General features: G+C 40.8%; 15 protein-coding genes. 6 read left to right on the forward strand and 9 right to left on the reverse strand.

Translation table 11 applies throughout. The features are described from left to right. Positions 1-231: 231 nt before the first annotated feature. Entirely contained in the window at positions 232-759 is a 528-nt protein-coding gene (locus NCCP133_RS00155) for a hypothetical protein (RefSeq protein ID WP_264802906.1), read from the reverse strand. Between the two features lie 14 nt (positions 760-773). Beyond that, positions 774-2,462: a formate--tetrahydrofolate ligase gene (locus NCCP133_RS00160; protein WP_264802908.1), complete on the reverse strand. Its 1,689-nt coding sequence runs from the start codon at positions 2,460-2,462 to the stop codon at positions 774-776. 178 nt (positions 2,463-2,640) lie between these two features. Here NCCP133_RS00160 and metA point away from each other — a divergent pair, with 178 nt between their 5' ends. Next, positions 2,641-3,549 carry a homoserine O-acetyltransferase MetA gene (gene metA / locus NCCP133_RS00165; protein WP_264802910.1) on the forward strand — a complete coding sequence of 303 codons (909 nt, stop codon included), beginning with the start codon at positions 2,641-2,643 and terminating at the stop codon, positions 3,547-3,549. 156 nt (positions 3,550-3,705) lie between these two features. Here the strand turns inward: metA and NCCP133_RS00170 are convergent, their stop codons facing one another. Together NCCP133_RS00170 and NCCP133_RS00175 are read right to left on the reverse strand one after the other, a co-directional pair. Then, positions 3,706-4,398 (reverse strand): AIM24 family protein, encoded by a 693-nt coding sequence (locus NCCP133_RS00170; protein ID WP_264803627.1) that lies wholly within the window; start codon positions 4,396-4,398, stop codon positions 3,706-3,708. Positions 4,399-4,402: 4 nt separating this feature from the next. Next, positions 4,403-5,101, reverse strand: coding sequence for a class I SAM-dependent methyltransferase (locus NCCP133_RS00175; protein ID WP_264802912.1), 699 nt, complete (start codon positions 5,099-5,101; stop codon positions 4,403-4,405). A 272-nt stretch (positions 5,102-5,373) separates the two neighbouring features. On the opposite strand from NCCP133_RS00175, the gene NCCP133_RS00180 reads away from it, so the two are divergent. After that, positions 5,374-5,592: a DUF3892 domain-containing protein gene (locus NCCP133_RS00180; protein WP_264802913.1), complete on the forward strand. Its 219-nt coding sequence runs from the start codon at positions 5,374-5,376 to the stop codon at positions 5,590-5,592. A 41-nt stretch (positions 5,593-5,633) separates the two neighbouring features. On the opposite strand, the gene mntR is transcribed toward NCCP133_RS00180, so the two are convergent. The 3 genes from mntR to NCCP133_RS00195 form a co-directional block, all read right to left on the reverse strand. Beyond that, on the reverse strand, positions 5,634-6,059 hold the full coding sequence (mntR, locus tag NCCP133_RS00185; protein ID WP_264802915.1) for a transcriptional regulator MntR: 426 nt from the start codon (positions 6,057-6,059) through the stop codon (positions 5,634-5,636). A 411-nt stretch (positions 6,060-6,470) separates the two neighbouring features. Continuing rightward, a complete protein-coding gene (locus tag NCCP133_RS00190; protein ID WP_264802917.1) occupies positions 6,471-8,633 on the reverse strand; it encodes a DNA topoisomerase III in 2,163 nt (720 codons plus the stop codon). A 336-nt stretch (positions 8,634-8,969) separates the two neighbouring features. Beyond that, positions 8,970-9,260 (reverse strand): hypothetical protein, encoded by a 291-nt coding sequence (locus NCCP133_RS00195; RefSeq protein WP_264802919.1) that lies wholly within the window; start codon positions 9,258-9,260, stop codon positions 8,970-8,972. A gap of 306 nt (positions 9,261-9,566) precedes the next feature. Here NCCP133_RS00195 and cspD point away from each other — a divergent pair, with 306 nt between their 5' ends. Continuing rightward, a complete protein-coding gene (gene cspD, locus NCCP133_RS00200; protein WP_009332654.1) occupies positions 9,567-9,767 on the forward strand; it encodes a cold-shock protein CspD in 201 nt (66 codons plus the stop codon). Positions 9,768-9,828: 61 nt separating this feature from the next. On the opposite strand, the gene NCCP133_RS00205 is transcribed toward cspD, so the two are convergent. After that, complete coding sequence (locus tag NCCP133_RS00205) at positions 9,829-10,005, reverse strand: zinc-finger domain-containing protein (RefSeq protein WP_264802933.1); 177 nt, start codon at positions 10,003-10,005, stop codon at positions 9,829-9,831. Between the two features lie 25 nt (positions 10,006-10,030). Further along, positions 10,031-10,687 (reverse strand): reverse transcriptase-like protein, encoded by a 657-nt coding sequence (locus tag NCCP133_RS00210; protein ID WP_264802935.1) that lies wholly within the window; start codon positions 10,685-10,687, stop codon positions 10,031-10,033. Positions 10,688-10,873: 186 nt separating this feature from the next. On the opposite strand from NCCP133_RS00210, the gene NCCP133_RS00215 reads away from it, so the two are divergent. From NCCP133_RS00215 to NCCP133_RS00225, 3 genes are all read left to right on the forward strand, one after another. Further along, positions 10,874-11,548 (forward strand): queuosine precursor transporter, encoded by a 675-nt coding sequence (locus NCCP133_RS00215; protein WP_264802937.1) that lies wholly within the window; start codon positions 10,874-10,876, stop codon positions 11,546-11,548. Between the two features lie 270 nt (positions 11,549-11,818). Beyond that, positions 11,819-12,229, forward strand: coding sequence for a reverse transcriptase-like protein (locus NCCP133_RS00220; protein WP_264802938.1), 411 nt, complete (start codon positions 11,819-11,821; stop codon positions 12,227-12,229). After that, complete coding sequence (locus NCCP133_RS00225; protein ID WP_264802939.1) at positions 12,226-13,146, forward strand: DMT family transporter; 921 nt, start codon at positions 12,226-12,228, stop codon at positions 13,144-13,146. Before NCCP133_RS00220 ends, NCCP133_RS00225 begins: the two co-directional genes overlap by 4 nt. Positions 13,147-13,179 lie beyond the last annotated feature (33 nt).

The raw sequence follows: 13,179 nt of genomic DNA on the forward strand, positions 1-13,179 counted from the left end.
TCCTCCTGACTAGGTTACAACCTGTCTTTCCTCTTCACTTTCCTTGCCAACACTGAATTTTGTCCTCATTTGTCTTCTTCTCCTTACTATATTTTCAGGAGTGTTTTGCCATTCCTTCTTAATCGTATTAGCTGGATTACGTCTTGTAAATATAATTTTGAATTTTCCATACAATTTATATAAAAAATACCTTGCTCTAACCTAGAGCAAGGCGATAAGCAGGCAGCCTTATTAAAGGCTAATATTTTTAAGGGCTTGCAGGGAAGCAATCATATAATTAATCATTTCGGAAAGATCATCTATCTGTTCCTCGTAAACCAGCCGATTGAAAAGAACAAACGTTTCTGCTGTAACCGAATGATCTGCTCCCTCTGGGTTATAATTGACAGTTTGCTTGATCGTCCGTTCCCTTCCCCAAATGTCACGCAATATCTTCCGGTTTTCCCTAAAGAGCTGGGGATCATTGTTTAGCTGCATAGTAAACCTGACTGATACACGGCACCCTGCCAGCCTTTCAGACTTTCCCTCAGGCATAAGCTCAGCCGCCAAATTTTCAAGTCCTGCTTCCATTTTATAGGAACAGCTAATATCCTTCTCCCCAGCAATATCAGTAAACGTAATTTCATAACAGCGTGCCATCTTAGCAGAATTCAGGATATCGTTGCGGTCAATGATTCTAATCTCCCCGCTAAGATCGCGATCATAAAAACCGCCTTCCATCACAACCTTCATATTTTCAAAGGCTGTAGGGTCAAACATGGTCAGATCCTCCTCTAAAATAAACCAAGAGCATTGCCCTCCTCATCTACGTCCATATTCATGGCTGCAGGTGCCTTTGGCAGTCCAGGCATTGTCATGACGTCTCCAGTCAAGGCGACAATGAATCCAGCACCAATGGAAGGTTTCAGCTCCCTGATTGTGATGATAAAGTCTTTCGGCCTTCCTAACTTTGCCGGATCATCTGATAATGAATACTGTGTCTTTGCCATACAGATCGGCAAGCCGCCCCATCCAACACTTTCAAAATCCTGTAGCTGCTTTTTAGCTTTTGTTGAGTACTCAACTTTTCCCGCGCCATAAACCTTCTGGGCAATCATTTGGATTTTGTCTTCAAGCGGAAGAGATAATTCGTATAAATGAGTGAATTTATTCTCTTTTTCCTCTAAGATCTCCAGCAGCTTTTCAGCAAGCTTAATGCCGCCTTCCCCGCCTTTTTCCCACACCTCTGTAAGAGCCACAGGTATGCCAGCCTGACTGCATAAATCTTTAAGAGTCCTAACTTCATTTTCACTATCGGAAGTAAATCGGTTAATCGCAACAACGTATGGAAGCCCAAAGCTTTCAATTGTTTCAATATGCTTCTTTAAGTTGGAGAAACCTGATGCGAGTGCCACTGTATCCTCTTTGCCTAGCTCGTTTTTGGCTAAGCCGCCATGCATTTTCAATGCACGAATGGTAGCAACAATAACTACTGCTTCTGGGTCAATCCCTTCCGTTCTGGCTTTTATGTTCAAAAACTTTTCAGCACCAAGGTCAGCGCCGAATCCAGCTTCCGTTACAACATAGTCTGCCAGCTTAGAAGCAGCTGTTGTGGCAATCACACTATTGCAGCCGTGGGCAATATTCGCAAACGGGCCGCCATGAATCAATGCAGGCGTATGCTCAATTGTTTGCACCAGATTTGGCTTGACTGCTTCTTTTAAAAGCAAAGTAAGAGCGCCTTCCACCCCAAGGTCAGCAACTGTTACAGGCTGTTTTTCATAATTATAGGCAATGATCATTCTTCCCAGTCTTTCTTTTAAGTTCTGAAGATCGGACGCAAGGCATAAGACGGCCATTATTTCTGAAGCCACCGTAATATCGAACCCATCCTCACGCGGAACCCCCTGAAAAGCCCCGCCCAAGCCAATTACTACTTTCCTTAAAGCGCGATCATTCAAATCAAGCGCACGTTTCCATACAATTCTTCTATGATCGATGCTAAGCTGATTCCCCTGCTGAAGGTGGTTATCGATGAGTGCTGCAAGCGCATTATTGGCAGTAGTAATAGCGTGAAGATCTCCTGTAAAGTGCAAATTTATATCTTCCATCGGCAGCACCTGTGAGTATCCTCCGCCAGTTGCTCCCCCTTTAATCCCCATGGTTGGCCCAAGGGAAGGTTCTCTCATGGCAATCATTGCTTTTTTTCCGATCCTGTTAAATGCATCGCCAAGACCAACCGTTACAGTTGATTTCCCTTCTCCTGCAGGTGTGGGGTTAATGGAAGTGACAAGGATTATTTTTCCGCTTTCCTTCGTCTTTAGGTTTTTTAATGTCTTAGTGGATAATTTCGCTTTATATTTTCCAAATAGCTCGAGATCGTCATCCTGAAGACCGATTTTTTCGGCAATTTCTGCAATGGGTTTCATTGTTGATGCTTGAGCGATTTCAATGTCTGATTTCACAACCGGTTTCACATTCATTTTTATCCCCCTGAATCCAATATGTATAGGTTCCTTACAGCTATATTGTACCACTCCTGGATCAGATAATTGCCAGTTGTTTTTGATATTTTTGGATTTTCACGCACTAAAGCATTGATACTATTTTGAATCGTCTTTATAATAAGTTTAATTGAAATTTTGTCAGGGAGTTGATCACTTGCCAATTAAAATTCCTAAGCTGCTTCCGGCCAGGGAGATCTTAGAGGAAGAAAATATTTTCGTGATGGATGAGGACCGTGCCAAAAACCAGGATATCCGTCCCCTGAATATTTTAATCTTAAACTTGATGCCTGAAAAAGAAAAAACCGAAGCACATCTTCTGAGGCTGCTTGGAAACACGTCGCTTCAGGTTAACATCTCATTTTTAAAAACCGCCACTCATCAATCAAAAAATACGAGCCCGATGCATTTGGAGCAGTTTTATACAACCTTTGCCAAGATTAAGAATCGGAAGTTTGACGGGATGATTATTACAGGGGCGCCTGTAGAGCTGCTTGACTTTGTTCATGTGGATTATTGGGAGGAACTGACCGGAATTATGGAGTGGACGAAAACGAATGTGACCTCCACCCTGCATATTTGCTGGGGTGCACAGGCAGCATTATTTCATCATTTTGGAATTGGCAAATATGAACTTCCGGAAAAATGCTCAGGCATTTATGAACATGAAGTTCATGACAGAACCGAAAAGCTTTTGAGAGGCTTTGATGACATCTTCCTTGCCCCGCATTCCCGCCATACCGATGTCTATATAGAGGAATTGCTCAGGCACCCGGAAGTCAAATTGCTTTCCTCATCAGAAGAAGCCGGACCGTTTATCATGACTGCCAATGGCGGCAAACAAATTATGGTAACCGGCCATCTGGAATATGAGACGACCACTCTTGCCGAGGAATACACAAGGGATAAAAGCAGAGGCTTGCAGGTTCCATTGCCTAAACACTACTTCCCAAATGACAATCCAGGAAGCAAACCGCGTAATAAATGGCGTTCCCATGCTCATTTGCTGTTTTCAAACTGGCTGAATTACTATGTTTACCAGGAAACTCCTTATGAATGGGATTAAACTGGTATCTGCTACTGAGTAAGATGGGATTTCGCGGATAAAATGAAACTAGCGGTTATATTATTTTTTCGAGGAAAAGCAGTCAAAAAAAAGAGAAATAGCTTATGTCAAAAAGCCGGCTTAGGAGAGGTTTCCCTCTCAAAAACCGGCTTTTCTTTATGATTGCTGCGCATAATAAACTTCTTCAAATGGCTGAACCACGACAAAACCATTACCGGAAAATTTCATTTGGATCGACTCGCCGCTTCCTCTGCCCAGGAATGTTTTAAAAGAAATATCTGTTACAAATTCAGGCTCCAGCGTTCCTGACCATGCAACCGTAGCATTGGGATCTGTGTATACCGGGTTGTCCGGCGAAACCATAAGTGTGAGCGGTTCATAATGGGAGGTGATGGCCACCATGCCCGATCCTTCCAAACGGACATTGAATAATCCGCCGGCAAGCATCCCTGCCATTCTCTTCATAAGCTTAATGTCCCATTTGATGGAAGGCTCAAATGCCAGCAAGTCGTTTCCGTTTACAAAAATAGAATCACTACTAAGATTCAGTATGGAAATCTTCTTCCCCTGGTCAGCAAGATATAGTTTACCGCTGCCCGTTGCTTTCATCAAAGCCGTGCCTTCTCCTGTGAGGGCCTTTTTAAACATTTTGCCCAATCCGTGCTCCAGGATCCCTTCACGCTCAAACTTTATCTGTCCGCGGTAAGAGACCATACCGCCTGCTTTTGCCCAAACTTGATTGGTTAAATTGATTTCAAGCATTCGCGGTGTCTCAAGTTCAAATAGACCCTCACCTTTATCCTGCTGTTTTGTCTGATTTACAAACTCTTCGATTGAGTAACGGCTCATTTGGTTAACCATTCCCTTCCTGTTTTTTATTCTCAAGCATGAAAATCCACATAAAAGATAAAGCCTGTTTCAAGTCAGCGGTCAATGAACCTTTTGGAAGCTGTTCAGATGCCTTTTTATAAACACCTATTTCATCAATTTTTTTCCACCCGTTCTCTTCGGATAGCTTCTCAAATTCCCATGGCATCATCGTGTTGCATATCACTTTTTCTTTATATAGCCGGCGGAAACTGTTTATCCGCGGTGCAGCTGTTGGTCCCAGTATGCCAATACATGCCCTTCCTCCGGTCTTAACCACTCGATTCATTTCTTTCAGGACTTCAAGTGGGCTTTCAGTCCATTCAAGCGAATTGATGGCAAGTACGGCATCAATCGCCTCATCCTTAATCGGCAAACACGAAATATCACCCTTTTTAAATTCAGCGCTCGTTTCGGCATTTAATGCTTGAGCTTTTTGTATCATTTCCTCCGAAACATCGATTCCCGCCACATTGTAGCCCGCCAAAGCGAGCTTATATGATCCGTATCCATCCCCGCATCCCAGGTCACATACCAATGAACCTTTTTTGACATGCTTCTCAAAAAAGGAAATGATGTCTTTCCGGCTGCCTTCTTCCCACATTTCACGGCTCTTTAAATTCCATATTTCCGAATTTTTATCCCATAGCTTTTCAGCTTCTGCGGACCAGTTAAATGAACTCATCCCATCCCTCCACCTTTGCTTACGTTTCTTCCAATCAGTGAGATTTTCTTTTTTATCCCCCACTGATTGATAGTTGAACCAATCGCAGTTGGACTCCCACTTATCCCCCTACGATTTCTCTGAGTCTTGAAGAGAGAGTTTTACTGCCCGTAAAACTGCGATAAAAAGTTCCCAATATTTTTAATTCGTCAAGAGCAGCAAAAATCCCTTTGATTATAAAACTTCAAAAACGGCAACACTACTGTTAAAAAAGGCATAAAGGAGTGTTTACTATGAATGGAGAACAGCTTGTAGCAGTGCACAGAAACCATAATGGGGAGGTTATTTCGTTTCAAACTTCTGAAGGGCGAATTATATCTTATCGAAAAGCTCTGCAGGAGGCTGAAGACGGATTGATTGAAGGCATCCCAATTACTGTAGGCGAGAAAGGCTCAATGCATCTGAATCCTTCAGCCGTTTTTTCTTTTGATGAGTTACCAAGTTTCTATTAAAGTCCCTGAAAAGTTAAAAAACCTGACAGCTTGTCAGGTTTTTATTGTTCTTCTTCATTTTTTCGCTGAATTTCTCTTAAGACTTCTATGCGGCTTTCATCTTCCTCAAAAAACTGAACCAGGTCACCAACCCGATCGATTGAATCCCAGCTTAGATGATGCTCGATTCCTTCCACATCTTCATAAATATTTTCTTCTTTGACTCCTATGATGCGCAGAAGCTGTTCAAGAAGCTCATGGCGAAATACAAGCCTTTTGCCGATCTTCTTGCCTTTTGGCGTTAAAATCAGCCCCCTGTATTTCTCATAGACAAGATACTCATCTTTATCAAGCTTTTGTACCATTTTTGTCACAGAAGAAGGATGCACAGACAACGCATCGGCTATATCGGAAACTCGGGCATAGCCTTTATCTTCAATTAACATATATATTTGTTCAATATAATCTTCCATACTTGGTGTTGGCATCACGCAACCTCCTGCCAATTAGAAAAGCTTAGAGCGCCTTGATCACGAAGGAACGCAGACTAAGAACGCCACGTCCTGCAGCAACCCCCATCCTCCCAAAAGCTGACGCTATAGGTCGTGCGATGTTTATGCTGACGAGGCCTTCCTTGTCCTGGGGGCCTCAAGCACAAGACGGATCTCCCAGAAAGGCGTTCTTTGCCTTTTTGGGAGGAACGGCTTGTGACCTCGAGGGGGTAGGCGCTGGAGCTAGACAGTTTCTCGACTTTAAAAATTATATACTTTCTTACTCTGTTAGAAAAGCGCAAGCGCACTGTTCACTTTCAAATATCATCTCTTTGTTATATCTAAGACTTTTACGATTTTACTACAGATGGGAAATAGAGACAAGAAGATATGTCACATAAAGTCAAATTAAGCCTTTTGCGGGAAGGCAAATTTAATTGTGTTTTCTTGTCCGTTCCAGGATAATTTAGCTGAAAAGCTTTTTTCTTTTCCCTTGCTTGAAAAACCTTCTACTAATTCAGTCTCCCCATCTTGTAATAGCTGTTTCAGAAGCTTTTGCGTGACCGATTTACCCATGATCTTTTTGGAGATAGTGAAGCTGCATTTCGTTTTATTGTAATTGGTGCAGCCGTAGAAGCTTCCTTTATCAACAACTTTTCCATCGCACAGCTTGCATTTCCCCAAATTTGCTACCTTTCTTTGTTTGAACTTCGCTGGCGTGAAACCTTCTTTATCTTCTTCAGAGAATGTCCATTTTCCTGCATTGTTAATAGAAGCATCAATAAGGTGGGCAACCATTTTATTTGTTTGCTCCATAAACTGTTTTGGGGAGGCAGCTCCATCTGAAATATCTTTTAAGCGCTTCTCCCATTTCGCTGTCATTTCCGGTGAAGCGAGGATTTCTGACCCAATGGCCTCTACCAGGATGTTTGCTTTAGGGTTTGCATACACAAGGTTCTTCTTTATATCAATATATTTACGGTCTTTAAGCATTGTTATAATGCCGGCCCTTGTCGCTTCTGTCCCCAGGCCTTCCGTTTTCATCAAAACTTTTTCAAGCTCTTTATCCTCAATCTGCTTTCCTGCTGTTTTCATAAGGGTAATCAGCTGTCCCTCAGTATAGCGTTTTGGCGGCTGTGTTTTGCCCTCCTTTACATCTGCCTTAACCACTGTACCTTGATCGCCTGCCTGCAGTGAAGGTAGGACCGGTTCGTTTTCCTTTTCCTGCTGCGGGATGACTTTTCTCCAGCCTTCTTCCAGCTGCACCTTCCCCTTTGATAAAAAGACAGCCCTGCCATCTACAAGCGTTTTAATGGTTGTATATTCAGTAACAGCTTTTCCATAATGGGCAGCGACTAAGCTCTTCGCGACAAGATCATATAGTATTTTTTCATCCGAAGAGAGCATTTGAAAATTAGGCACTTGTTCTGTCGGAATAATGGCATAGTGGTCAGTAACCTTCTTTGCATTTACATACCGTTTATTTTGCTTGATAGAGCTCATGGGGAGAGGAAACAAACCTTCATACTCCTCTTTAGCTTCAATTTTTCTAAGGATTTCAGGGAACATTTCCGCTTCTCCCTCTGTTACATGCCTGGAATCGGAACGGGGATAGGATACAATTCCTTTTTGGTAAAGCTTCTGCAAGACATCAAGCGTCTTTTTAGGCGGGAATTTAAATCTCCGGTTGGCGTCTGCCTGCAATGAAGATAAATTATAGAGCATCGGCGGTAGGAATTCCTTCTTTTCAGCCTGAATCTCTTTCACTTCGGCATCTTTATCCCTGCAAAAAGCTGTAATCTTATCAGCAAGCTCTTTCGTCTTTATTCTTGATTCTCCATCATTTTCCCATTTGCCTGTATATTTTTTTCCGTTTATTTTAAACTGGGCAGTAACCTCCCAAAATGGTTCAGTTATGAAGTTTTGAATCTCTTTTTCCCTTTTCACAATTAATGCCAGGGTAGGCGTCTGAACTCGTCCTACCGAAAAAACATCTGAAAAGCCCTGCTGCTGCAGAAGCAGGCTATACAGACGTGAAGCATTCATCCCTACGACCCAGTCAGCACATGCTCTTGTATAGGCTTCGTAATATAGATTCCTTGTTTCGCTTTCTTCAAGCAGGGCAAGGAAGCCTTCCCTTATAGCATTTGGTGTTAATGAAGAGATCCATAGCCTTTTCATTGGGACTCTCGATCCTGTGAGCCTTAAAATATTTCGGATAATCAGCTCACCCTCACGCCCTGCATCCCCTGCATGAATGACTTCTGTAAGATTTGGATTAGAAAGAAGCTGTTTTATAATATTAAATTGCTTAGCTTTATCCTTTGTAACTTCATATTGAAATTGCTCAGGAATGATGGGCAATGTGCCAAGCGACCACTTTTTCCATTCCCTATTATACGTTTCTGGAGCAGAAAGCTGGCAGAGATGACCTACAGCCCATGTTACATGGGCCCCCTGAGGAAAAATATCATTCGGCTGGATTTCAATGTACCCTTGATGTTTCTTTATTTTAAAAATAGAAGCCAGCGTTAATCCCTGGTCGGGTTTTTCCGCAATTATTAATTTCATAGTTTAGCTCCCTTTATATGAACAAAATATAGATATCTATTTTAATATTAACCTAAAAATTTAGCAAAGAGAGTTTAAAAAGCATCATAGTCATGAATTTTTTATCACAATACCTTAATAAATTGAGAATGATTTCTGCATTTAAAGAAAAGAAGAATCCAAAAAAGGATTCTTCTAAAAGGAACTTCTCCATTTGTCTATCTTTTTAAAATAATGGCTCTGTTAAATGGGGCTGTTGATTTCCGTTCCAGGCAATCGCTTTCCGCGGGGCGGGAGGAGTCGATTGCCTTCCACTTCAATCAACTATGTAAAAATCACCATTAAGCCTTTCGCCGATCATTCTTTCCTGTATGGTTTTATCGTAAGGTTCTTCTGGATGTACCACTTATTTTCTGTGACAATGTTGGAGACAGTCAAGATCATAGATGGGATTTTTTCAACATTAAAAACGATGATGCCCAATTGGTCATTCATGATGATAAATGAATCTCCATGCGAAAACATAGGCAGGTCGCGGCCAAGCTGAATGATGGAACTGATGATAGCCTGTTTTTCTTCCGCTTCAATTTGGATATTAGGAGAAAACCTTAAGATCCAATCCTGATTCTGAATGGAAAACCTGTACATTTCCTCACCCTTTTAAAACAAGATAATTAATAATAAATATGAAAAATACAATTAAATATGATATAAAAAGCAAAGTATAAAAACCAATTTTTAATAAAATTTTAAATATTTAAAATTTTTTATTGTTTTTTGTAAAAAAGCGCTCGGATTCCTTGACGTAAAGTGCCCATTCGTGTATATTATAATCATCATTTAACAGAATATATTTCCGTTATTTCAAAAAATATCTGTTCTATGTTTTGTTAAGTGATAATATTCATCTAAGACACGAGAAGTGTCTTGAAAGGCTTAGGAGGAAAAGTAAACATGCAAAACGGTAAAGTAAAATGGTTCAATAACGAAAAAGGTTTCGGTTTTATCGAAGTTGAAGGCGGAGACGATGTGTTCGTACATTTCACTGCTATCCAAGGCGAAGGTTTCAAATCTTTAGAAGAAGGCCAAGAAGTTTCTTTTGAAATCGTTGAAGGAAACCGCGGACCTCAAGCTGCAAACGTTGTAAAACTTTAATTTAAAATATAACGATAAAAAGGCTGGCATCTGCCAGCCTTTTATATTGAAACTGCCTGGATCATGACAGCTTGCTTCCAATAGATTTAATTTTTTCACCTACTGTACATTCTGTAATGCAAAAACGGTGAGCATATCTGCGGCCTTTTTCCTCTTTATGATGTTTATGAAGGAAACAGCCTTTGCAAAAGCTTGCCATAAGCTCTTCCACTTCATTAAATATTTCCTTTCTGCTCAAATTTTCCACGCCTTCCTTGTTCCGATTATATAACCTGCATTCTGCTATTGATGAATTTCCCTTGGAGTGCTTGGCCAGCCAATTTATCTGCTTCCTTATTTTCGTTGCGCGGAATCGGTCTATATTTAGGCAGAATGCCAAGTTTTTTAATCTTTTCTTCAATTCGATCAAGCCAGCGATTAAGATTTTCTTCGTAACATGGCCATTCACCTTCCAGCTGCTTCAAAACGACCTGGGAATCTCCCTTGAATTCACATGTCATATGATGGACACCCATTTCTTCAAGAAGGTTAACGGTAAAATAAATTGCAGCATATTCTGCTTCATTATTATTATCCATTTCATCAAAAAGCTCGTTGGCCCTTACACGGTATTTCTTTTTGCCCTGCTTATAATAGATGACTGCTCCAAGCCCTGCCTGGTTTGTTTCTTTATTAAATCCGCCGTCAAAATAGACGGTAATATCATGAGGGTCCTCTTCAACTTCGGTTAGAAGCTTCCGGATTTCCTTGGTATTCCAAGAGGTGCCAATTTCGTCATAATAAATAACATCTTTGCCCTTGCCAGACCTTTCTATGTCCTCTCCTGCGAGCAAAGCTAATTCCCCGTCAATCCAGTCTGAAGCAAAATGAACATCTTCATTCCCTTTAAGTTTATATTTCCATTCCACTTTATATTTCATTTTATTTCAGCCTCTCTGCACTTTTTTATCCGAATAGCCTATATGAGAACTGTTTGCAATTGTTTCATTTTATACTTTCCTTATTCTATTACTAACTGAGTATATTTCAAGTTATAATGGTCAATGACAATCAGATAGACATTGCGGTTCGAAAACTCCCGCATTATCAAAACTAGGAGGATAAACATGTTTAATGAATGGTTTGGATTATTTTTTGCAATCGTCAATTTTATATTAGTATTAGTGATTTATCGTCTTTTTGGCAAAACAGGCTTGTTCGTATGGATTGGATTTTCAACTGTAATAGCGAATTTGCAGGTGGTTAAAACCGTCGAAATGTTTGGCCTGACTGCTACATTGGGCAATGCGATGTATGGGACAGCTTTCTTCGTCACCGATATCCTGAACGAAAAATATGGAAAAGACGATGCGAAAAAGGCGGTTTGGCTTGGGTTTTTTACCCTTTTGGCAATGACCCTTATCATGCAAATGGTATTATTATTTAAACCGCATCAAACCGATTTTGCCCATGAAGCTCTCAGCACGATCTTTTCCATCCTGCCTCGGATTGCAGCTGGAAGCCTGGCTGCCTATTTAATCAGCCAGATGACTGATGTTTATATCTTTACCTTTTTGAAAAAGAAATTTCCAAAAGAGAACCAATTTTGGATTCGGAATAATGGCAGTACCATGATCAGCCAGCTATTGGACACACTGATTTTTGCAAGCATTGCTTTTCTTGGCGTATTTCCAATAGAAGATTGGATTCAAATATTTCTCACTACATATGTACTTAAATTCCTTATCGCAATACTCGATACACCATTCGCTTATATCGCTAAACGATTTCAGGTAAAATAATAAAAAAGCGGAAGCGCCTTGCCCACCCCCGACAAGCACAAGCCGGACCTCGAGGGGGTAGGCGCTGGATGGAGATGGACAGTTATCAGGGTTCAATACTTTATACTTTTTTCGTGAACAAAGTGGATGCCGTAGTGGTATCCTTTTTATGCATTATTAGATAATTTTATGATAAACTACATTTAGTTTACCCTATTACAGTATTAAAACGGGTGAAACAAATTCTTGCTGACAATTAATCTGACTTGAAGAGATCAGGAGGCAGTAAAATTGATTGAGGTATTTATTGATGGAGCAAGCGCCGGAAATCCAGGTCCCAGCGGAGCTGGCATCTTTATTAAAAATAATGGCAGGGTCGAGCGATTCTCCATCCCATTGGGTGAAATGGAAAATCACGAAGCTGAATATCGTGCATTTGTACTTGCACTTGAAATATGTATGGAAAAGGGGTATAAAACTGTTTCATTCCGGACTGATTCACAGCTTGTTAACCGTGCTGTGGAAAAAGAATTTGTCAAAAACAAAAAATTTGCCCAGCTGCTTGAAGAAGCAATACAGCTCTCAAGACAATTTGATTTATTTTTTATGAAATGGATCCCGAGTTCGGAAAATAAAGCTGCTGATGAATTGGCCAGAGCTGCAATCCGAAAAAATAAAATGAAAGGGCAAGAAAACGAATGAAAAAATCATCAGTATTTGCAGATATTAGCCTTTTGCTTGTTGCACTAGTTTGGGGATCTACCTTCGTGATCGTGCAAAACGCGATTGCATTTTTGGAACCATTTTCTTTCAATGGTGTACGCTTTTTCCTTGCAGCTCTTTTGCTGGGAGGATGGCTTGTCCTTCTTGAGAAAGAACAGCTAAAGCAAATGAATAAAAAACTGCTGACTTCCGGAGTCATCATGGGCCTTTTTTTATTTATAGGCTATGCATTCCAGACAGTTGGCCTGCTTTATACGACCTCTTCTAAAGCTGGCTTTATTACCGGATTAAGTGTGGTTATGGTACCCGTCTTTTCGTTTATGCTATTAAAAATTAAGCCAGGGATTAATGCTATAGCAGGTGTCTCTATTGCTACTGCAGGGCTATATCTGTTGACGCAGACGGATAAAGTGTCAGTGAATACGGGTGATGCACTAGTATTTATTTGTGCAATTGGTTTCGCCCTTCATATTATCTTCACGGGAAAATACAGCAGTAAATACCCCGCACTACTGCTAACAGTCATCCAGATCGCCACGGTAGCGCTTTTATCAATGATTTTTGCCATTTTCACAGAGAATTGGCAGCAAGTATTCCAGCCTGAAATTTTATTTAAATTTAATGTGCTGGGGGCTCTCATCATCACTTCTCTTTTTGCGACAGCTATTGCTTTCTTTGCACAAACAACTTTTCAGAAATACACTACTCCGACAAGAGTTGCGCTGATTTTTGCCATGGAGCCTGTTTTTGCAGCCGCCACTGGATATATTTGGGCAAACGAAGGGCTTTCTAATAGTGCAGTGCTTGGCTGTTTGCTTATTTTTGCTGGGATGGTTTTTGCAGAAACCCCAGCTAAGAAAAACATTTTCATCTGGAAAAAAAAAGCAGCTTCCTGAGGGCAGCATGGCAAAAGGCGTGTTCGTAACCGG

The organism is Cytobacillus sp. NCCP-133, from assembly GCF_026011715.1.
Lineage (GTDB): Bacteria > Bacillota > Bacilli > Bacillales > Cytobacillaceae > Cytobacillus.